Origin of the sequence: Leptolyngbya sp. NIES-2104 (assembly GCF_001485215.1) — a bacterium.
GTDB lineage: Bacteria > Cyanobacteriota > Cyanobacteriia > Leptolyngbyales > Leptolyngbyaceae > Leptolyngbya.
The window spans coordinates 2,983,431-3,005,513 of record NZ_BBWW01000001.1 but is presented as its reverse complement, the minus strand read 5'-3'; the positions used below and the strand labels follow the sequence as shown (position 1 = coordinate 3,005,513).

The 22,083-nt window shown below is 48.4% G+C and carries 18 protein-coding genes; 8 read left to right on the top strand and 10 right to left on the bottom strand.

Annotated features, from left to right (window positions below):
• The first annotated feature begins 215 nt into the window (after positions 1–215).
• A complete protein-coding gene (gene prmA / locus NIES2104_RS14050; protein ID WP_058998797.1) occupies positions 216–1,103 on the top strand; it encodes a 50S ribosomal protein L11 methyltransferase in 888 nt (295 codons plus the stop codon).
• Between the two features lie 2 nt (positions 1,104–1,105).
• Here prmA and NIES2104_RS14045 read toward each other — a convergent pair whose 3' ends face one another.
• Entirely contained in the window at positions 1,106–2,197 is a 1,092-nt protein-coding gene (locus tag NIES2104_RS14045; RefSeq protein ID WP_058998796.1) for a hypothetical protein, read from the bottom strand.
• Between the two features lie 347 nt (positions 2,198–2,544).
• Between NIES2104_RS14045 and nrdJ the strand changes: the two genes are divergently transcribed.
• Positions 2,545–4,875: a ribonucleoside-triphosphate reductase, adenosylcobalamin-dependent gene (gene nrdJ / locus NIES2104_RS14040; RefSeq protein ID WP_058998795.1), complete on the top strand. Its 2,331-nt coding sequence runs from the start codon at positions 2,545–2,547 to the stop codon at positions 4,873–4,875.
• Between the two features lie 267 nt (positions 4,876–5,142).
• Here nrdJ and crtO read toward each other — a convergent pair whose 3' ends face one another.
• Complete coding sequence (gene crtO / locus NIES2104_RS14035; protein WP_058998794.1) at positions 5,143–6,831, bottom strand: beta-carotene ketolase CrtO; 1,689 nt, start codon at positions 6,829–6,831, stop codon at positions 5,143–5,145.
• 214 nt (positions 6,832–7,045) lie between these two features.
• Between crtO and NIES2104_RS14030 the strand changes: the two genes are divergently transcribed.
• Together NIES2104_RS14030 and NIES2104_RS14025 are read left to right on the top strand one after the other, a co-directional pair.
• The gene (locus tag NIES2104_RS14030) at positions 7,046–8,083 is read left to right on the top strand and encodes a hemerythrin domain-containing protein (RefSeq protein WP_058998793.1); all 1,038 of its coding nucleotides are present in this window, start codon (positions 7,046–7,048) and stop codon (positions 8,081–8,083) included.
• Positions 8,084–8,184: 101 nt separating this feature from the next.
• Positions 8,185–9,165 carry a hypothetical protein gene (locus NIES2104_RS14025; protein ID WP_058998792.1) on the top strand — a complete coding sequence of 327 codons (981 nt, stop codon included), beginning with the start codon at positions 8,185–8,187 and terminating at the stop codon, positions 9,163–9,165.
• A gap of 195 nt (positions 9,166–9,360) precedes the next feature.
• On the opposite strand, the gene bioD is transcribed toward NIES2104_RS14025, so the two are convergent.
• Together bioD and NIES2104_RS14015 are read right to left on the bottom strand one after the other, a co-directional pair.
• Complete coding sequence (gene bioD / locus NIES2104_RS14020; RefSeq protein WP_058998791.1) at positions 9,361–10,053, bottom strand: dethiobiotin synthase; 693 nt, start codon at positions 10,051–10,053, stop codon at positions 9,361–9,363.
• Positions 10,050–11,915: a serine/threonine-protein kinase gene (locus tag NIES2104_RS14015; RefSeq protein WP_058998790.1), complete on the bottom strand. Its 1,866-nt coding sequence runs from the start codon at positions 11,913–11,915 to the stop codon at positions 10,050–10,052. The genes bioD and NIES2104_RS14015 overlap by 4 nt, the downstream gene beginning before the upstream one ends.
• A gap of 209 nt (positions 11,916–12,124) precedes the next feature.
• On the opposite strand from NIES2104_RS14015, the gene NIES2104_RS14010 reads away from it, so the two are divergent.
• The 3 genes from NIES2104_RS14010 (at position 12,125) to NIES2104_RS14000 (ending at position 14,737) form a co-directional block, all read left to right on the top strand.
• Complete coding sequence (locus tag NIES2104_RS14010) at positions 12,125–13,039, top strand: branched-chain amino acid transaminase (protein ID WP_058998789.1); 915 nt, start codon at positions 12,125–12,127, stop codon at positions 13,037–13,039.
• Between the two features lie 128 nt (positions 13,040–13,167).
• Entirely contained in the window at positions 13,168–13,818 is a 651-nt protein-coding gene (locus tag NIES2104_RS14005) for an SOS response-associated peptidase (RefSeq protein WP_058998788.1), read from the top strand.
• A 61-nt stretch (positions 13,819–13,879) separates the two neighbouring features.
• A complete protein-coding gene (locus NIES2104_RS14000; protein ID WP_058998787.1) occupies positions 13,880–14,737 on the top strand; it encodes a hypothetical protein in 858 nt (285 codons plus the stop codon).
• Positions 14,738–14,766: 29 nt separating this feature from the next.
• Here the strand turns inward: NIES2104_RS14000 and NIES2104_RS13995 are convergent, their stop codons facing one another.
• Positions 14,767–15,939: a SpoIID/LytB domain-containing protein gene (locus tag NIES2104_RS13995; RefSeq protein ID WP_225895242.1), complete on the bottom strand. Its 1,173-nt coding sequence runs from the start codon at positions 15,937–15,939 to the stop codon at positions 14,767–14,769.
• A gap of 250 nt (positions 15,940–16,189) precedes the next feature.
• Between NIES2104_RS13995 and NIES2104_RS13990 the strand changes: the two genes are divergently transcribed.
• Positions 16,190–17,146, top strand: a complete 957-nt coding sequence (locus NIES2104_RS13990; protein ID WP_058998785.1) for a ribonuclease Z — start codon at positions 16,190–16,192, stop codon at positions 17,144–17,146.
• Between the two features lie 127 nt (positions 17,147–17,273).
• On the opposite strand, the gene NIES2104_RS13985 is transcribed toward NIES2104_RS13990, so the two are convergent.
• The 5 genes from NIES2104_RS13985 to NIES2104_RS13965 all read right to left on the bottom strand — a co-directional run bounded on the left by NIES2104_RS13985 (position 17,274) and on the right by NIES2104_RS13965 (position 22,042).
• Complete coding sequence (locus NIES2104_RS13985) at positions 17,274–18,365, bottom strand: PotD/PotF family extracellular solute-binding protein (protein WP_058998784.1); 1,092 nt, start codon at positions 18,363–18,365, stop codon at positions 17,274–17,276.
• Positions 18,366–18,374: 9 nt separating this feature from the next.
• The gene (locus NIES2104_RS13980) at positions 18,375–19,487 is read right to left on the bottom strand and encodes an ABC transporter ATP-binding protein (protein WP_059001727.1); all 1,113 of its coding nucleotides are present in this window, start codon (positions 19,485–19,487) and stop codon (positions 18,375–18,377) included.
• Between the two features lie 216 nt (positions 19,488–19,703).
• A complete protein-coding gene (locus NIES2104_RS13975) occupies positions 19,704–20,645 on the bottom strand; it encodes a DUF4351 domain-containing protein (RefSeq protein ID WP_202815060.1) in 942 nt (313 codons plus the stop codon).
• Positions 20,645–21,250 (bottom strand): DUF3318 domain-containing protein, encoded by a 606-nt coding sequence (locus NIES2104_RS13970; protein ID WP_058998783.1) that lies wholly within the window; start codon positions 21,248–21,250, stop codon positions 20,645–20,647. Before NIES2104_RS13970 ends, NIES2104_RS13975 begins: the two co-directional genes overlap by 1 nt.
• A 249-nt stretch (positions 21,251–21,499) precedes the next feature.
• Entirely contained in the window at positions 21,500–22,042 is a 543-nt protein-coding gene (locus tag NIES2104_RS13965) for a Photosystem I reaction center subunit III (RefSeq protein WP_058998782.1), read from the bottom strand.
• Positions 22,043–22,083 lie beyond the last annotated feature (41 nt).

The following is a 22,083-nucleotide window of genomic DNA, read 5'->3' as shown; positions in this document are numbered from 1 at the left end:
AAAGTTCTCCGCTTCGTTCACATCCGCCCCGGAATGGAATTCGGGGCTAACAGTGCGAAGTCCGTTGAAACGGACTAAAGATACTCAACTTGCCTTTCAGTCCCCTTCAGTGGACTTCGTTCGATTAGCCCCGAATTCCATTCCGGGGCGGGTGAACAACGCAGTGAGAAGGTATTAAAAACACATCCCAGATTTCACCCTTATTCTTAAACACGATGTCAAACAGTTGGTGGGAAATTCAGGTTTTCTGTGATGCGGCTCTTGAAGAGACGGCAATTTGGCGGTTTGATACCTTCGGCTGTCGTGGTGCTGCGAGTCAATCACAGGGTTCATCTTGTGTGGTTTCTGGCTATTTGCCTCAGCAACAAGCTCAGTTGTTAGATCTATCAGCGTTCTCTTTGTTGCTAAAGCAAGATGCGCTCTGCATGAAGTTACTCGCCCCGATCGTACAATGGCGCATCATCGACGAGGAAGATTGGTCGAGTAGCTGGAAAACGTACTGGAAGCCTCAAGAAATTGGCGATCGCTTTCTCATTAATCCCGCTTGGTTGCCCGTACCGAAAACCGATCGAATTGTGATGCAGCTTGAACCGGGTGTCGCATTTGGAACGGGAGATCATGCGACGACGCAACTCTGTTTAGAAGCGTTAGAGATGCGGTTGGGAGTTGATCCGGGAGAAATTACGATCGCGGATATCGGTTGTGGTTCTGGGATTCTCTCAGTCGGTGCATTGTTGATGGGTGTAAAGAAAGCTTATGCGGTTGATACTGACCCGTTAGCAGTCAAAGCGACTAAAGAGAACATCGAACTGAATCACCTTGATCCAAGCCGTTTAATCGTCGATCAAGGCAGTGTGGCAGACTTAATCAAACTTATTGATCAGCCTGTCGAGGGTTTAGTTTGTAATATTTTGGCGGAAGTTATCATCGATTTGATTCCACAGTGGACACCGCTCGTTAAATCTACCAGTTGGGGAATCTTGAGCGGGATTTTATTAGAACAAGCGAAACCTGTTGCCGATACTTTAGAGGCAAACGGCTGGATTGTTGCAGCACTTTGGAAGCGCGGCGATTGGTGTTGTCTGAATGTGCGTCGATCGTAGGTTTACGAAACAGGCTGAGTGTTCGGCGCTTTGAATTTAAATTCATAGACAAACACTCGGAGCCGATCCTGATCAATCGCCGGGAATCGATTCGGCTGATTGGCATCTTTCTGTGCAATCTCGATCGCTTTATCATTCAAAATCTTATATCCCGTACTATTCAAGGCAACGGGGGGCTGATTGGGTAACGGCTTGCCATCTTTGCCCACGAAGACTGCGACCGCGATCGCATTTTGCTGGTAATTTTGCAGTGCAAACGGCAGAGGATAGTCGAGTTCTTTGGGTTCGGATTGCAAGCGGGTATAGTCCCAAGTATTCGGGAATCGCGTATTTAATTGCGCGGTGAGATTTGCTGTGCCCTGGAGATAGTCGTTCCGCGAGGTACCTTCAGGAATGTAGCGAGTAGCTGCTAGAAGTTGATTATTTCGATCGATCTCAGGTCGATTAGTTGGAGTTTGTGGGGTGGTTGTGGGAGTAGGAGAGGGCGTTGTGGTTGGTTGAGGGGTTGCAGTACCCTGGGGTGCCGTTGGTTGGTTTGCCAGCACGCTTGGATCGAAGGGTGTCAAGTTTGTACCGGGTGCGATCGTAGGGGTCGGTGATGCGGGCGGCGTGGGCGGTTTCGGAGGATTATTCGCCTGGGCTTGTTGGCGTTCAATTTGCCGCTGGCGCTCAGCAATGCGGCGATTGTACTCGTTAATTCTTTGCAGAATTGCAGCTCTCTCTTGAGGCGAAAGCTGAGGAGGGGGATTCGGAACCGGAACCGGATTCAAATCGGGAATGGTGTAGAGCGGATTTGGAAGTGGAGAATTTCCGCCTTGCGCGATCGGTAGTTGAATTTTGCTGTTGGGCGTATTGGGAACGGGGGGCAGTCCAATCTGCGATCGAGCAATCTGCGAATTCGGGCTACCTTGAGGCGGTTCAAGCAGTCGAACGCGGCGCACTTCGGCTTCTGGGCGCGGTTCTGTTGAAGACGTGAACGCGGGCAATGTGGCGAAGACGATAAGATGCGCTCCGACTGACCCTAACATCGCGAGTGCAATGGGTTGCTGAAGGGTTTCGGGTAGGGTGCGGAAGAAAGTCGCGATCGAAGACATGGTGCTCTTGAAAATGGGACAGTCGAAATCTTGTCGGATACGTTATTCAGCATTTTAGGACAGGAAGCCGGACATTGGGATTTTGGTTTTGGAAATGGAAACGAGAAAAATCGGCGCGATTCGCAACTTGAGACAGAGTGAGAATTGTGAATTTTTTGTCATTGTGGATAGGACAAATTTACTCTATACTTTTCCCACAGTTTTTGTTGGTACGGTCGAACTATAAAAAATTGATCGATCCAATTTCCGGAAAGATGGTGTAGAGTAGATCGCTAACTACACACGCTATATATAGCGTCACTCATCTCTTAAATCCAACATAAGACGCTAGACAAAGGGAGTTTCGCATGGTTCAGGATATCACACGCCCAAAAGAGTCATCCGGCTCTAATTTGCCAGAATTTGACGCCAACAACAGTCAATTTCCGGCTTCCGCTCCTGCCGCTAATCCAGTTTTTTATCGAACCTATAGCCGTAAGCTGAGCGAAACTCGTCGCGAGTCTTGGGCACAGGTGAGTCAGCGCACAATTCAAGGACTCGCTGACCTTGGCAATTTTACGCCAGAAGAGCAGGAATTGATCGAATTAACACAGCGATCGATGCGCTGTTTACCCTCTGGTCGCTGGCTCTGGGTCGGTGGCACGAATTGGATCAATAAGCCTGAGAATTTCTCTGGATCGTATAACTGCACCAGTACGAATGTGGTGGACTGGCGGGCGTTCGGTCTGATGATGGATTTAGCGATGATGGGCAGCGGTACGGGTGCAGTTTTGGAGCCGAAGTACACGAATCAGCTTCCGGCAATTCGCAATCGGTTAAACGTGACTGTGACAAGAGAGATTGGCGAGGTTCCTGATTTTCTCAGAGAAGACCAAACTCATGTTGCGATCGAAGGTAATGCGGTCACGATTAGCGTCGGGGATAGTCGCCAAGGTTGGGTGAAGTCGTATCAAACGCTGTTAGAGCTATCGAGTGACGATCGCTTTACGGGTGAGGTTGATGTGTCGATCGATCTGGGTTCGGTGCGTCCTGCGGGTGAGCGATTGAAAGGGTTTGGCGGTGTTGCGAATCCAGTCAAATTACCGGAACTTTATGCGCGTTGTACGAAGGTTTTGAATCGTGCAGTGGGACGGAAATTATCTTCGATCGAATGCTGCTTGCTAATTGATGAGGCGGCAGCGTGCGTAGTTGCTGGAAACATACGCAGATCAGCAGGGATGCGTCAAGGGAGCAGCGAAGATGCAGAATTTGCAGGTGCAAAGGACAATCTCTGGCAGCAAGACGATCAAGGTAACTGGCGGATTGATCCCGATCGTGATGTGTTGAGAATGGCGAATCATACTCGCGTCTATCATCACAAACCAACTTTGCAAGAATCGATCGATGCGGTTCGCAAACAGTTCTATTCGGGTGAAGGCGCGATTCAATATGCTCCGGAGGCAATTGCTCGATCGAATGCGGATATTTTGACCACTCCTGAGCTTAAAGCTGAATTCATTCAAGCTTACGAAGCAGGCAATGGGAAGCAATGGATACAAGAAAGGTATCCATCAATGCCGATCTTAGAGCTTGAACATCGCTTGGAGCGGTATGGTCTGAACCCATGCGGAGAGATTCTTGGTATAAATTTCCACTGCAACTTATCTGAGGTTCACTTAAATCAGATCGATCCGCTAGACTATGAAGCTCAGGAGCAAGCATTTACAGCAGGTGCGCTCTCGGTTGCAGCATTGTTAAATCATCGATTCCAAGAGCCGCGCTACCAGTACTCACGGGAAGTTGATCCGATCGTCGGTGTTTCGTTCACCGGATTGTTTGATTTCTTTGTTCATGCGTTTGGCACAGAGTGGTTGCGCTGGTGGGAAGCAGGTAGACCGGATACTCTAACTGGAATGCAGTTCAAAGAGCGCGAGAAGGAATATCTATCGCGTTGGAAAGAGATTGTGCATCGCGTCGTGGGTGAATACTGCGATCGACACAATATTCGTCGTCCAAATCGCTGCACCACGGTTCAGCCCGCAGGAACGAAGTCACTGTTAACGGGTGCAAGCTCTGGATGGCATCCTCCGAAAGCTCAGCGCTTCATCCGTCGAATCACTTTCCGCAAAAATGATCCGGTTGCTCTGGCTTGTTTGGATTATGGTTACAGCATTGTTCCGTCACAGTCTGACAAAGATGAAAACGGCAATCTGTTAAATGATCCGTTTGATTCGCGTTGTACGGAATGGCTGGTCGAAATTCCGGTCGAAGTGCCTTGGGCGAACATTCCGGGAGCCGATCAGATTGAGATTGAGAAGTTCTCGGCTCTAGCACAGATGGATTTCTATCTGCAAGTCCAGAAGTACTACACAGCGCACAATACCAGTGCCACGATCGAGCTTCGTGAAGATGAGGTCGAAGGTTTAGCCACTCGGATTCATCAAGCGATCGAGAACAATGAAGGCTACATTAGCGCAGCATTGTTAGCTCGATTTGATGCACCGTTCCCTAGATTGCCGTTTGAAAAGATTGATAAGGCAACTTACGAGCGCTTACAAGCGGAAGTAGTGGAACGTCGATCGACGAATGATTTCTATGCAGCGTTAGTGCAGCACGATGGCGGTGACTTGATCGAAGCAGGTCCGGCAGGATGTGATTCGGATAAGTGCTTGTTCTCTGACACGAAGAAAGAAGGCTAAGGTGTGGTATCGAAGTCTTCTCGCTGCGTTGCTCACCCGCCCCGGAATGGAATTCGGGGCTAATCAAACGAAGTCCACTGAAGGGGACTAAAAGCCAAGTTTCTTCAGTCCGTTTCAACGGACTTCGCACCGCTCTTCCCCGAATTCTATTCCGGGGCGGACGTGAACGAAGCAAGAGGACTTCAAACACTCCCTAATATCGAACTCCTATTAAGTCTGTGGTTTGAGTAAAAAGGATTCCGATCGAGCGATCGGAATCCTTTTCTTCTAACGATGCAAGATGCCTTCAAACATTGATTTAACAGAATTGCCAGCATCGCGGAAAGTTTGTAGAACTGGCTGCTGAGTGTGGAGAAACACACGAGCACAGTTTCTTCCAGGCATTCCCGAAATCGAGCCGCCTGGATGTGTTCCCGCACCTGTGAGATAGAGATTGTCGATCGGTGTTTTATAGTTCGCAATCTCTGGCAACGGACGGAAGAACACCATTTGTTCTAAGGTCATATCAATGTGGTAGTAGTTGCCTTTGTAAGCTCCCAATCGTTCGCCCAATTCAGCCGGACTTTCTACAGCTCGTCCAATGGTTGCTGTTTTCACGTTCGGAGCATAGTCCGCAAGTTTGTCGATCACGCGATCGGCAACTTTATTCTTTAGTTCATCCGTCCAACCCGTCCCATTCAATCCCGTTCCTTCCGCATTTTCGATTTGATAAGGTGCAAAGAATTCGATCCAAACGGTGTGATGACCTTCAGGAGCCATTGAAGGATCGAGCATGGTTGGTTGAACAATGTACATCGAAGGATCAGCATCGGGAATTCGACCGATCGCTGGATCAGTATGAGCAATTTCAACATGCTTCACGGAATCTGCAATTAATACTGAACCAATCAAATATTCGTCTTTGTGATCGTGGTGAATGAACTTTAGCGGTTCAGACATTGCTAGATCGATTTTTAGAATAGTTTCGTTATTGTTCACGATTCTTCGATCGAGCCTTTCGCGCAAATGTTCATCCGCTGAATCAACATCACTCGGATCAATCAACTGTAAGAACACTCGACGCGCATCGATATTAGAAATTACCCCTCGTGTGGCTCGATATTCTTGACCTGATCCCACTCGAACCCCAACCGCACGACCGTCATCAATCAAGATCTGTTTTACACTTTGCTCAGTTAGAATCTCTCCACCCAAGCTTTGAACTAACTTCACTAACGCCGCTGTTAAGGCTCCTGTTCCACCTCTTGGACGCGCCATTCCGGGATGATGACGCATTGCCATCATCATTGCCCCGATCGCTAAATTTTTCTGCGATGGCGGTACACCCATTTCCGCCGCCAGTCGCGCTAATGGAGCTTTCACAGTTTCCGTGTCAAAGTACTCGTGCAAGATGTCTTCTGCACTCGATAACATCGTTCTGATGAAATCTAAAGCTTTGTTCGTTGAACCTACCACCGATAAGAAATCTTTGACCTTCTTAAAGTCATAGTTACCCGCAATATCAATGATCGATTTCGGTGGCGCATTGAACATCGGAATCATCGCACTGATCGTTCGTTGCCACAAATCCACGAATTCAGCATACTTTCGCGCATCGTGTTCACTGTATTGAGCAATGTTCGCGCAAGTTTGTTCGACCGATCGATTTGCCAAAAAGTAAGTTCCGTCAGGATGCGGACAAAAGACGACCGGATCACAGTAAAGATATTCCAAGCCGTATTTCGTCAGTTCCAACTCTTCGACCACGGGACCGAGATGAATAAACTCATGATCGATCGCACAGCGATTAAACCGAAACTCTGGCAGTTCCGGGATCACCGCTTCTGTCGTCGCTGCTCCACCGGGAACCGATCGCTTTTCTAATAAAAGAACTTTGTATCCTGCTTTTAGTAGATAAGCAGCACAAGTCAAGCCATTGTGACCCGCACCAATAATAATCACATCATAAGTAGACATCTGATTTGCTCCTGAGAAAGAGACTCGTCCATTGTTTAGACTCTAGTACAACGCGATCGCTTTCCACTATCTCAGGGTTAATCTTTTTAACATTTGTGAGGTAATTCAGCGCACCTGTAAGTCAACCACGGGAAAGATGTTGATCCAGATGGTGTGCGCGAAACTTAAGACTGAATGGATGCCGATCCTATAGATTAATTTGGAGAACACAAAAATGGTAGCCACAATGGATGATACCAAGCGTCTAGCGATCGCGACGAAGCTTGCAGACATCAAAGCTGTCCAAGAACTTATTATTTCAAACGAACAGAAGTTCATCTCGGCAACCACCGACTCTGAGTTGGTGAAGCGTTTTCAAGATATGTTGAAAGATGACCAGAAGAACTTGGGCATCATCGACACAGTAATCGTGCAATATGGTGTACAGTCTGAGCCGAAGAAAACGACCACTGAGTTTGTGCAGAAGCTTGAGGAACTGATGTCTGGTTCTGAACTGACGCTGTACGAAAAGGTATTCCAACATGAACTGTTGAAGCACCAGCAAACGATGTCGGGAATTGTCTTGCACAAAGCTGCTCAAAAAGTAGGTGCGGACATTGATGCAGCACTTGGACCGCTCAATACAGTGAACTTTGAAAGCCGCGCTCACCAAGAGCAGCTTAAAGGCGTACTCGAAACTCTAGGTGTACGTGAACTGACTGGAATGGATGCCGATCAAGGTCTGTGGGCACGAGTCCAAGACGCGGTTGCAGCGCTCACGGGTGTTGCAGGTAGCGTTGTGACTCAAACGACCGATAAGTCTGACATGAACATTCAAGACGTGCTCCGGATGGATCACCAGAAAGTGAATGTTCTATTTGCTGAAATCAAAGCAGCACAAAATCCGGCGAAGCGCAAAGAATTCTTCCAGCAGTTGGATGGCGACCTTCGTGCACATGCGATCGCAGAAAACGAAGTGGCTTATCCCGCTGTGCGTGGTAAGTATGCAGAAAGCGATCTGCAAGAACTTTATGACGAGCAAAACTCCTGGTTCCCCGCACTCGATGCGATGGAAAAAATGGATGTGATGTCTGAGCAGTTCATGTCGTCGCTGCAACGTCTGATGGACGAAATTATGGATCACGTTCGCCAAGAAGAAAGCACTTTCTTTGCAGCACTGCGTGATAACTTCAGCAGCCAACAACTGGAGCAAATTGCATCCGAGTTCAAAGCGAAGAAGAGCGAAGTGCAACGTCAAGCAGCAGGCATGTAGTTTATTAATGACTGTCTTCTAAATCAGGGTTTGATTTAAGGGGTTGTTAAGTCGGGAGATTGTTGCTGATCTCCCGATTTTTTGTGTGCGATAATTGTTCGATGACTCTAGAAGACTTGATTCGTTCTAATGATCCGCAGTTAGAAGCGCTTGCCCTTCAATCTCCAGCGTTCGGAATTGATGCGGCTAATGTTCGCGATCGCATTCAATCCCGTTTAGCATTGTTCGATCGTAGTTATAATGCGATCGTAGATTGCTGCGCTGAACTCAATCTATCTCCGCCCATCGAAACTATCTGGAATCTCTGGCTACCGTTAGCAATGCAGATTGCAGACTGGAGAAGATTGCTCGATCGTGGTTTAATTCAAGGATTTTTAGGTGGACAAGGAACCGGAAAAACGACCTTGACGCGAGTATTAACGGTGATTTTGGATCAGCTTGGATATTGGGCAATTAGTTGGTCGATCGATGATCTGTATCTGTCGTATGTCGATCGAATCGCTCTGAGAAATCGCGACCCGCGCTTGATTCGTCGAGGTCCGCCGGGAACGCACAATGTTCAACTTGGAATCGAAGTTTTGACTCAATTTCGGCAAGGAAACTTTCCGATCGCGCTTCCTCGATTTGATAAGTCGCTGCACAACGGAGAAGGCGATCGAACCATTCCTGAAACCATTGATCAAGCTGACATTGTTTTATTTGAAGGTTGGTTTATTGGAGCGCGTCCGATTGTTTCAGAGTTCGAGATTGCGCCGATTGTAACTGAAGACGATCGACAATTTGCGGGGGATATGAACGAGCAGTTACGGAACTATTTACCGTTGTGGAAATTGCTCGATCGACTGATTGTGATGTATGTCCCGAACTATCAATTGAGCAAACAATGGCGCAAACAAGCCGAACATCGAATGATTGCTCAAGGTAAATCAGGAATGAGTGATGCTGAGATTGATCAGTTTGTTGAGTATTTCTGGAAAGCCTTGCATCCAGAATTGTTTATTCCACCGATTTTAGAGAGTGCAGATTTAGTGCTTGAGATTGGAGCAGAACATACTGTGACTGATGTTCGTCGATCGTATTAGGTTAGTGTAGTCGCTCACTGCAATTCCCGCCCTGAAATAAATTTCGGGCTAATCGACGCAAGTCCTTTGAAAAGGACTAAGAACTTGAAATTCTCTCTTAGTCTACTTCAGTAGACTTTCCACCATTAGCCCGAAATTCATTTCAGGGCGGGTGGCAATCGAAGCGAAAAGACTTTTTATACTTTTCAACCACCTCTAGACAACTTCAGGCATGAGTCGCTCTAAATCCAAATGTGCAGCAACTTGAGCCAGCTTTTCCACATCAGTTGGATTGCTTAAATATGGAATTAATCCAAGCACTGGAATCCCAGTTAATCGCTGAATCAAATTGATCGATGCCCAGTTTTCAACCTCTTCATCGGTACTCGATCGAATACAGTTCAAAACAATTCCGCGCAAATGAACTTTCGCCTGTCTTGCTAACGCTACATTCGCCACCGCTTGCCCGATCGCGCCCAACTTCACAGGCACGACTAACACCGCTGGTAAATGCCAATCCCAAGCCCAGTCTGCAACCGTCGTTTCATGCGTCACAGGCGATCCCAATCCGCCCAACGCTTCAACCAAAACAAAATCCCGTTTACTTCGCAGCGCTTCAAACGCTTTCCAAACGGGTTCTAATTTGACGCGCTCTCCTTCAAGATCAGCCGCGATCGGCGGCGCTAACGGAGCTTCAAAATGCAGCGGGTTCAATTCTTCCGGTGTTTGATCGAGATCGAATAATTGACGATACAATTCTCGATCGCCTACTCCCGTCTGCAACGGTTTCATCACACCGAGAGAACGCGATCGACAATACTTTTGCCAATACGCAATCAACGCAGTCGTCAACACGGTTTTACCCGCATCGGTATCGGTTCCGGTAATTAAAAGTGCATTTTCGATCATTTGACATCGACACCTAGCGTAAAACTGGTTTCTCGATCGCTGGTCACATCCACCGCATAACTACCGCCAGTCGGCACAATTCCTTGCCAGTTCTGAAGCCTAGCCGCATCTTCCACAGGTCGCCCATCTGGATATCTTAAGGTAAATCTGGCTCCTTGAGTGAGGTTCAGCGTTAAGGTTTGATTGGGTCGCACATTAATTAAATAGCGGCGAATCGTCGCAGGATTGACGGTTCCATCCACTTGTACACCCGTTTGCCCTTGCGGAATGCCGATCACTTGTTCTGTCACGGTTGGACTAGGAGACGGGGACGGGGAAACCGTAGGTGATGGGGATGGAGTCGGGGTTGCAAGTGCTACATTTAGCTTAAAGTCACTCTTGGGAATGCCTTTGACGGTTCTAAGTTGTACCGTATAGTTTCCGGTAAAAGGGAGTTCGCCTGACCAATTTGTCACCCGATTTGCCGCATTATCTACCGGGTCGCGATTCGGCGCTAATACACTCAAGAGAACGCCTTCCCCACCGAGACTGGTATTCAAACGTTGCCCCTGAATGGCTGGAATAATAAACTCTAGCGTTTCATTCGATCGCAATGCTCCACTCCGAGTCACCGACCCACTCGATAAATCCAACTGCTGACTGAATGTAACAGGTGTGGCAGTCGGTGAAGGACTCGGTGAAGGGCGAGTGGTCGGACTCGTGGTGGGTTTGGGAGACGCGGTAATCGTGGGGGTGGGAGTCGGAGACGCGATCGGTTGATTCGCATTCATCAATGCCCGTGTGATCGTCCAAGCGCCTAACCCTGTCAGCAGCACTAATCCTGTCCCGATCGCGAATACCGCCCAGGGATCGTCCCAAAGAGAACTACGAGCAGGAATCGAAGGATCATTCGGGTTTTGGACATTCGTTCGTGCAACTGTCGAATCACCTCGATGTCCGATCGCAACTGTTTCGGCTCTCGACACATTCGTCTGTGGCGGTTGAGCACTTGTAGGCGGCGGCGTTGCGGGAAGCGGTGCGATCGTGGCAGGAGCTTGTAAAACCTGCATCACTTCGGTCGCAGATTGAAAGCGATCGCCGACTCGATAGCTCAACATTCGACTTAAAACTTGGGCAAAACCTGGATCGAGATTGACATATCGCTGCCATCGCCAGGTCATCGTGTTTTCATCAAACAAATCTTGTGGCTCTCGTCCGGTGAGCAATACGATCGCTGTAACCGCTAACGCATACAAATCACTATTCGGATACGCTCGTCCGGTTTGCATCTGTTCGGTAGGCGCATATCCGAGTTTACCGACAGTCGTATGCTGCTTCACCGTTTCTTGTGCCTGAATCCGGGTTGCCAGATCTTTGACCACTCCAAAATCGATTAGAACCGGGAGCTTATCGCGATCGCGCAAAATAATGTTATCGGGTGCAATGTCTCGGTGAATAATTCCTTTGCCGTGAATGTACGCCAACACAGGTAAAACTTGCTTCACCAGTTGCGTCACTTCACTTTCTGAGAACACATAGCCGCGTGCTTTGCGTTCATCTAACAGCGATCGATACGTCTGTCCTTCAACATAATCCTGAACAATAAAGAACCGCTGATCCTGTTCAAACGTGGCGCGGAACTGCGGGATTTGGGGATGTTGAATTTGATAAAGCGTTTGGGCTTCTCGCTGAAATAATTCTTTAGATTTTTCTAGTGCGTAAGGATTATCTTGAGGCGGTGTGAGTTCCTTAATCGCACACAGTTCATTAAAGCGTCCTTGGTCTTCTGCGAGATAAGTTCGCCCAAATCCACCCTGTCCCAAAACGTTGAGAATCCGGTAGCGGCTCTGTAGAATCGTTGAGTTTGGGATCGGTGGCTGCATAACACTAACAATCGCGCACGGCACGAACAACTAGAAGGACATTTTGGAAAGAGAGTTCCAAGTATTTACTTATATCGTATTGGAAGCGATTTAGGTTAGAGACTCAATCCAAGCTTAGAACCGAAATTTCGCGGTAATCTAGGTAATCTATCTTGCGTTTTCTATCTGCAAAATGGAATGCGCTCCACTCTGAAGTTCTACCCAATTCCATGCACACTTTCCTTCCCACCGCCTACTTTAAGAATCAATTCGTGCCGTTTGCTGAGGCGAATGTGTCGATCGCGACTCACGCACTGCATTACGGAACGGGCGCGTTTGGGGGCTTGCGCGGCATTCCCAACCCCGAAAACCCTGATCAAGTGTTGTTATTTCGGCTCGATCGACATTGCCAACGGTTGAGCAACAGCGCGAAATTTCTCGGTTACGATTTGCCAGCAGATAAGATTCAGAGCATCATTACTGAATTCGTCAAGAAAAATCAGCCAGAGCGATCGTTTTATATTCGTCCGTTTGTTTACACGTCGGATTTGGGGATCGCGCCCCGGTTACACAATATCGAGAAGGATTTCTTTGTGTACGGTTTGGAGTTGGGTGATTATTTGTCACCGGACGGGGTAAGCTGTCGGTTTAGTTCTTGGTATCGCCAGGAAGACCGCAGTTTGCCGCTCAGAGGCAAGATTAGCGGTGCGTATATTACGTCCTCGCTGGCGAAAACTGAAGCGGTGTCAAGCGGATTTGATGAGGCGATTTTGCTCAACTCACAAGGGAAGGTGAGCGAGGCATCGGGCATGAATATCTTCTTGGTACGAAATGGGGATTTGATTACCCCCGGATATGACCAGGATATTTTGGAAGGCATTACGCGAGATAGTATTTTGACGATCGCTCGTGATTTGGGAATTAGAACGATCGAGCGATCGGTAGATAAAACGGAATTGCTGATTGCAGATGAAGTCTTCTTAAGTGGAACGGCGGCAAAAATTACGCCTGTGAAGCGGATTGAAACGTTTGAATTTGGCGCGAATCGACCGATTACTGATCGATTGCGCGAGGCGTTGACGAAGATTACAGAAAATCGGGATGAACGCTATCGTGAATGGGTGAACACGATCGACCTGCGATAAATTGTTGTCCAACCGCGAACCCGTGTGGAGACGCGATTAGGAGCTTCGCTGCACCTTTGGTGTTCGCGTCTCTATCCGTCGTCGGGTAAACGCAGCGTCGATCGTCATTGATTGCCCTAAAAAATCCTATGTGTGGAAGATTCACCCAGACCCATTCCGCCGCAGAATTATCTGCCCTGTTCGATCTCACCGAAGTTCCAGACTGGCAACCCCGCTACAACATCGCCCCGACGCAATCGATCCCCGCGATCGTCGAACCGCATCATCTCAAACTTCTACGCTGGGGCTTAATTCCATCCTGGTCAAAAGATTCCGCGATCGCGAACAAACTCATCAACGCCCGCGCCGAAACCGTCAGCGAAAAACCCTCTTTCCGCGATGCCTTCAAACGTCGCCGCTGTTTGATCGTGGCAGACGGTTACTACGAATGGAAAAAGCAAGAGAAAAAGAAACAACCCTTCTATTTTCAACTCGACGATCACAAGCCCTTCGCGTTTGCGGGACTCTGGGAGCGCTGGCATTCTCCCGATGGCGAACCCGTTGAAACCTGTACGATTATTACAACTGAGGCGAATCCACTCGCCGCTACAGTCCACGATCGAATGCCCGTCATTTTGAGCCAGGAGAATTACGATCGCTGGCTCGACCCCACTTTCAAAGATGCTCGATCGCTGCTCCATCCCTACACCGATGCGATGCAGGCTTACCCCGTTTCGCTCACCGTGAATAGCCCAGCTCACGATACTCCGGATTGTCTCACTCCGGTTGGGGAAGATTAAATAGAAGCCGATCAAGTTCAATCGAATACAATCGGCTGTAGAGCGTTACGGATTTGGGCTTATGCGTCACTCGTCATGGATTCGGTATGGACTTGCTCGGTTGCGTCCGCTCGGTCGTCCGGTGTTTTGGGCACCGTCGATCGCGATTTTATTTCTCGTCCTATTCGCTTGGGAATTCTTCAGCCGTCCCGAACTCGCGACCTTTCTCGGTATTTCCAACCCCGACGAAACCTTGTCAGCGGAAGATCAAGCGATCGGAGCCGATATCGATTCTCTGCCGCTGTTGATGAACGATGTCAAAATTTCATCTAAACCAGAAGCGATCGCGCCAACAATTAAACCCACGACTCCATCGAATTCCACTGCGCCGAATCCGACGAACCGACTCTTTTCTGCTCCAACTGAATCCGTTACTCCTCCGCCTGCTCAAACTCAATTCGGTCAAGGCGTGTTTGCGGCATTCACGAGCGCGTTAACTACTCAGCTTGGATTACCTCAGCCTGATTCGACCGCTTCTGCTTCGTTGCCCGCAAATCGACTCCAAGAAGCGATCGACAAATTAGCCACACAAGATCGTCCGGTTGTCGCTCAAACTCCGATCGAAGGTACGATTCGCCTGGATAACCCGATCAATGCCGCCCCTCGATCGACAAATTCTTTCTCAGCTTTGGTAGAAGGTGTGCAACCGATCCCACCCGGAACCGCTCCGGTGATTTCTGCTCCATTACCGATCGCACCGCCTCTAAATTCTCCGGTTCCGACGATCGTACCTTCACAATCCGCTGAAGTTCAGCCTTCAAATTTCGGTGTGAATCAGCAACCTGCACCCGTTGTGAATCAGCAACCGTTTACCGTTCCGCGATCGATTCCTGGAAGAGCGATCGGCGGCGGCAATTTCAATACTTTTTCAAATCCATAAAAAGGGATGGTCATCCATCCCTCAGACCATTACTGAACATCGATCGGGACGATTCCCGTATTGAGATAATACTGCTGCAAAATTTGCTGATAGTTGTAGCCCCGACGCGCCATATTAAACGCTCCCCATTGGCTCATTCCCAATCCATGCCCGAAACCGCGACCATTGAAGACCACACCCGAAAGCGATTGTTTTTGTCCCTGGTTACTTGCCACAGGCTGGAACTGATTCGCGATCGTAAACAAGGTACTTCTCAAACCGAGGGCTGCCCGGAATTTGTCGCCATCAATCACTTTAGAATCGCGATCGCCAACCACACGAATTTCTTGCACTCGTGCACAATTCTTAGTTGTTGACACAAGTTCCAATCGCTGTAAATTCCCGACTCCAAACCGATTTCCAATCTCCGCTGCTGAAAAGCTTCTCGACCATTGATTGACGGGTGATCCTTCGTCAAAATCGTTTCTCACATGTCTTAAATAAGGTCGAGGTTCTGACCAAATATCCTCAGAGTTATCAGTGCAACCTCCAGCAGACGAGTGAAACGCAGCATCAATGATCTGATTATTGTGTGCCAGAACTTGTCCAGCGGTTGCCATTACTGCCGTTTGTGTTCCGCTCGATTCGGCTTGAATCCCGTTATACACTTGCCATCCTTGTGTATTACCAAGGTCGAAAATTCCGTTTCTGGCTTTCTGCCGTCCGTGTAGCGCATAGCTCCGAGCCGCGACTGCCTGAGCTTTCAGCGCTTCTTGGGGCCAATTGCCGCTCATTTCACTGCCCAAGACGCTGAATAAATACTGCTCCAAATCGACATAATTCACAGCCGTCAGCCCTTTGCCAGTCGGAACCAAATAAACCCGACCGCGATACCAGCGATTTCCGATCCACACGACACCATTTGGATCTTTGGGCACAACCCACAACGCGCCAGATTTCCATTTATCCAAAGCGACTCCGCCATCTTTTGCTTGTGCTGCAAAGCCGTTCATTCCTTGAATCGCACCGAGAACCCGCTGAGAGCCATCGAGCACTTGAGCATCTACGGAACTACCCACATTCACCTGCGGCGCATTTTGTTCGATCGCGATTCTTAACTCCAAAGATTCTTTTGCCTGAGCCGACACGATGCTTGCTGCCCAGATTAAAAGGGTTAACCCAAAGGATTTTGAAATTGAGTTCAAGCGCGATCGAGACTTCATTTGATTTACCATTGCACTTTCGGGGTCTTCACTCAACAATTAACAGCACTCACGCCAAGCGTTCTGGATCAATTTGCCACGATTTATCAAATTTCTAACATTTGTTAATATACGCGACTTTGTTTTGCCTGTAATTCGGATCACGTAATCTGGCTTAAAAGTTCATCGTTCTTTGGCTCAGACCGCCTCGGTGTGAAGCAAGTTCCTGTGGCAGTATGAAGATAGTGTATTGAGTTGAGGCGGGTCAGCTTTGCAGATCACATTTTTGGGCACGAGTTCTGGGGTTCCCACACGATCGCGAAATGTTAGCGCGATCGCACTTCGCTTGCCACAACGGGCAGAAGTATGGCTGTTCGACTGTGGGGAAGGAACGCAACATCAATTCCTTAGAAGCGATCTGCGAGTGAGTCAGATTCGTCGCATTTTCGTCACGCACGTTCACGGCGATCACATTTTCGGATTGATGGGATTGCTTGCAAGCTGTGGACTGGCTGGAAATCCTGAGCAAATCGATATTTATGGACCGCCTGAACTCGATCAGTACCTCAAGGCGTGTAAGCGCTATTCACAGACTCATTTCTCGTACCCGGTTAAATTTCATCCGGTGAGTCCTGGGGTGGTGTTTGAGGATGAGGAATTTACGGTGACTTGTACGCTCTTGAAGCATCGAGTTCCAGCGTTTGGGTATCGGGTGGCAGAAAAAGATCGTCCGGGGCACTTCAAGGCAGAGGTGGCGAAAGAGTTGGGAATTCCATCGGGTCCGATTTATGGAAAATTGAAGCGGGGCGAAACGGTGACGCTACCGGATGGACGGGTGATCGATGGTAAAACGCTCTGTGGCGAAACGGAGATCGGGCGCAAGCTAGTTTACTGTACTGACACGGTTTTCTGTGAAAACGCGATCGACCTCGCCCGTGATGCGGATGTGTTAATCCATGAAGCGACTTTCGCCCACCAAGACGCAGAGATGGCATTTCAGCGACTTCATTCCACTTCGACAATGGCGGCTCAAACTGCTTTGCTAGCTCAAGCAAAGACGCTGATTATGACGCATTTCAGCCCTCGGTACGCGCCGGGAAATGCGATCGAGATCAAAGACTTGCTCAATGAAGCCCGCGCAATTTTCCCAAATACAGAATTAGCCTCGGATTTCTGGACGTATGAAATTCCGAGACGAGTTGAACAGCCGGAAGCAGTCGTACGTTAACTGGTAACGTGAATTCGATGGATTATTTCGCTGCGTTGTTTGCAGCTTCTGCCCCCTAAATCCCCAGAATGGGGGATTTAGGGGGCGAAACACCCAGAAACGAAGCAAAAATTTCATCAAACTGACGTTAACTCGTAAGCTTCGTCCAATAGCGATCGTATGCTTCTAAAACGTCGCGCTCCATCGGCAAAATCGATTCAGATTGATTAATCGTTTCCATTGACGGGAAGAGACTCGTATTCGATTGCACTTCGGGGGGAAGTTTCGCGATCGCTTTCTGATTCGTGGTGGCAAAAGACAATCGTTCGGTCAACTTTGCAGCCACTTCCGGTTGCAGCATAAATTCCATCCAGGCGTAAGCCGCATCAGGATTTGGAGCCGTTTTTGGAATCACCATCGTATCGCTCCAAACTGACGTGCCACTCGCAGGAATCACGTATTTGAGTTTTGGATTCTGCGTAGTGGCGAGAACAGCATCTGAAGAGTAAACCATTGAAATGAGAAGATCACCAGCGATTAATTGATCACGCCAAGCGTCCGTTGTGAAGGTTGCGATCGCAGGCTTCAATTCTTGTAAGCGATCGTAAGCTTTCTTCAGTTCTTCAGGATTTTTGGAATTGTAAGAATAACCGAGCAATCGTAAAGTTGCGCCCAAAACTTCGCGCACATCATTCATTAGAGTAATTCGGCGATTTAGCTTGTCTTTGTTGTCCCAAAGATAGCTCCAGTCAGTCGGTGAATCTGTCAGCTTCTCGCTGTTATAAAGCAATCCGGTTGTACCCCAACTGACCGGAACGCTGAAGCGATTCCCCGGATCGTGAATCGTGTCCTGAAATCGAGGCAGTAAATTGCTCAAACTTTCTAAGCGCAGATGATCTAATTCGCTCAGATATCCAAGCTTTCTCATCTGAGTCACTTTATAGTCAGACGGATAAATGATGCTGTAGATACCAGCTTTTCCCGCCTGAAAGGTCGCCAACATGGTTTCATTAGAATCAAACACATCGAAGGTCACTTTGATTCCAGTTTTAGCTCGAAACGCATCGACGACTTCTTGATCGATGTAGTTCGCCCAAGTGTAAATGTGGAGTTCATCGGATGAAGTCGCGATCGCTCGATCGGTCTGAACTTTCGCAAGTGTCCATCCACAGCTAGACAATGCAAATCCAGAACAACCCGCTACGGCAGTTTTCAAGAATCGACGACGAGAATAAGACATTTTCGCCCCCTACGATTCCGACAACGCTAAACTATCGACTGCATCCCAATAGACATAGATTGGAGTGTCCGCAGTTATGAGATTCGATGAAGTAGGCTGACGAACGGTAATGCGATCGCCCGATTGCAACTGCACTAAACAATGGATATGTGTGCCCAAGTACATCACATCTTGCAATCGACCTTCAAAGCAATTGTTTGAATCAACTGGAGTCCGTGAAAGCTGAATTTTTTCAGGACGCACACTAATCATCACCCAGCCTGAAGTCATCGGATTGATTGGATTCTGCTGTACGGTCAGCTTAATCCCGGTTTCGGTTCTAATCCACAACGATTGAGGATGTGCGCCTTCGATTTTGCCGCGTAATAGGTTCGTATCTCCGATGAAATCTGCAACGAATGGCGTGAGGGGTCGATCGTAGATTTGCTCTGGAGTTCCAATCTGTTCCAGCTTGCCTAAATTCATCACCGCAATGCGATCGGACAACGCCATTGCTTCCTCTTGATCGTGCGTCACCATTACGAATGTAATTCCTAACTCCCGATGCAAGGTCGAAAGTTCTACCTGCATTTCTTTCCGCAACTTCAGATCCAATGCTCCCAACGGTTCATCGAGCAACAACACCGCTGGACGATTGACTAAGGCTCGTGCGACCGCGACCCGTTGCTGCTGTCCGCCTGAAAGCTGAGCCGGAAATCGATTTGCTAACTGTTCGAGCTTAACCAGCTTTAACGCATCTCTAACGCGATCTTGAATTTCTGCACGAGAACATTTCTGAATCTTCAATCCAAATGCAATGTTCTCTGAAACGGTCATATGTCCGAACAGTGCATAGCTTTGAAAGACCGTATTCGCGGGACGCTTGTAAGGTGGAACATTCAGCATCGAGCGATCGCGAATTAAAATATCACCTGCCGAAGGATTCTCAAACCCCGCAATCAGCCGCAGCGTTGTTGTTTTACCGCACCCAGAAGGACCCAGAATACTAAAAAACTCGCCGCGTCGAATGCCCAGATCGATGCCGCGCACAGCGGGTTCACCGTTGTAGACTTTGAAGACTTTTCGCAGTTCGACATCGAGACGAGCATCGACGCTGCGAACGGGAGGAGTCTGAGTTGCCATTTGAGCCATAAGGTACACTTCCGGTGCGATCGTGAGGCACTAACCGCTCATTTGTCGGTCATTTCCGCGACAAACCCATCGTATCCGCGAAACTCGAATTCGGAACATTCCGTAAATTCACGGGCTTGATTATGAAGCCTTTACGTTCCGGTGGGGTTGTACTGCTAGATTTCCCAAGCGATAGAAAAATTAACCTTAGAGGGCAGGCGACGAGGCTCAGCTTTCTGCTAACCAAGTCTCCAAATCTGTCAGAGAAGTAAACTCTAGCAAGGCTTCTCCCAAAGCTTCCATTTGATCGATCGACAACTGATCACAGCGATCGCGAATCTCAGGCGGTAATGCTCCAACTCGCTTGGTCAGAAGTCTTAAAACTAACGATCGTTCGCGCTCAATCCCCTGCTCAATCCCCTGCTCAATCCCCTGCTCGATTCCTTCTTGCATCCAACTGGTTACAATCTCCATGATTCCCTCGCGTCGCTCTGGCTCAATTCTACTAATTTCTGTCTGAAACGCTTGAGTCTCAGTTGCGTTGAGCTTTAGATAGGTATCGACAAAGCCCGAAATTAGCTTTGTCCGAGCAGGATCAAGTCGCAGTGTTGCCAATAGACGCAAACACTCCACTTTGACTCTCACTCGATCTTCTGGTGCAATCCGCATTTTGCTCATTAATGCTGCTGCAACAGGGTTAGGTCGATCGATAAAGTCTCGCCAGTTGAGACGATTTAACTGGATTGATTCAAAATTGAACTCTAAAATTTTTCGATTGGGAAACTCGACGGTATAGGTACTAGACTCTTCTCGGTAGGGCTTGTCAAAAGAGAAGATGACGATCGGGTAAATCCGTTGCAGAAATTTTTGGTGCAGTCTGGCGAAGTAGAAAAAGATGCGCCGCGCAAAAAAGGATTCTGGGGTTGATTGGGCTTCGAGGTGAACCAGAAAGGCGGCATCTTCACCGGACTGCTTCACCTCGACTAGAAGATCGATAATTTTTTCTTCTCCAGCGGTCAGATCAGCGAAATATTCCTGCTGAAGAAACCGAATTGAATTTGCGTCGATCGTCGATCGCAGTTCCGGCAAAAACAATTCCAGAAACTCCAGAAAAAATGTCGCAATTAGCTCTTTGAATAGTCTATCGTGGTCAATCTGTTCGATCTCCACTACTCCTGCCTCAGTTCGTCAGGAATTCCAACTGGAGACAGTCCGCCGATCGCTCTTAGTGACTGACATCGCAGTAATTCGATAAAACTCAGCATTCGCCCTTCATTCTGAGCCACGGACTCGATCGCGCTACAAAGTGCCCTTGCTGCTTCAGTTTCTGTATATCCTCGCCGTTGGGCAATCTTGAGCGCTTTCTCATCCGCTTCAAGTTCCACCCGCGAACTCTTATTATTTCGCCAAATTTGAAAGAGTGCGATCGCGCTTAATCCACTCGCGGCTGCCACTCCGACAAAATCCTGTTGTGCAAGTTCGATTCCTAGCCCGATCGCGCCTAATGCCGTTAGTCCTAACATCGGAGAAGGCTGGAACCATTTAATATTCGTGCTCCAGCTTATGGTTCGTAAAATCAGTAAATCTCGCTGCGATCGCGTTAAGCGACTCCAGAGATCGAAATTAATGTAGATTGGTCGATCGCTCGTCCAAGGAAACGGAGGAGGAGCGTCGATCACGAATTTTTGATCGGGTTTACTCACGATTTTGGCAAACATCCGACCCGATGCAGGCATGACATCGAGCAATCTTCGGATTTCAGGTTCGGGATTCATTACAAAAATGGGCGGTTGGCTACATTAACTAGAGTACAAGCTCTAGCAACGAACCAACCGCCCAGAACGGTTCTACTGGAACAAGAACAACAAATCGGGTGAAACCCAGTTGATCAAAATAAACGCAGTGAGTGCAGCACTAATGCTCAAAACTCCTAACACAGCGTTCAAAGAAAGATATCTCGCCATAAATCATCTCCAAACAAATTGACAATCAACACTCGCGGCAAGCTACCGCAAGTGTGCTCATTAACGGGACTGAGACGGCTGGGGTTTACGCTTGTTTTCCTGACCGAGCAACAGAGAGTCCGCACTCACAGGAATGCGACCATCCCGCTCGACGAGGGTACCTGCAAGAAATTCCTGAAGCGAGAGCACAGGCCACAGCAGTGCAGGCAGAATGCAGCTAATCGCCAGCGGCACATCGATGACGATTTCCTTGTCTTCTGGTGTGCCTGATTTTTTCGCTGCGATCAAGTAGGAGCGACCCGAATAGCCGATCCAGCCTGCGATGTACAGGAATAATAGACCCGGAAGCGTGAATTCGCCGACGTGCTTGAGGTTGCCATCGGTAATCAGATGGGGCAGTCCATCGTCTTTACCACAGAGCAAGCCATGTTCTGCATAGAGTTCTAAGCGACGACGAGCGGTTGCATTTTGTGAATCTTGGATTCGTTGTGCAAACACTTCGTTTTCGCTACAAGGAGTCAGATTATAAGCGTGGGCTGGCTGAGGAGTGACAAAGCCAAACCAGAGGAAAATGGCAAGAACTAGAGCAAACAATCGTTGCATGAAATTGTTTCCCTTAATTAAACGGATTACAAAGCGGGATT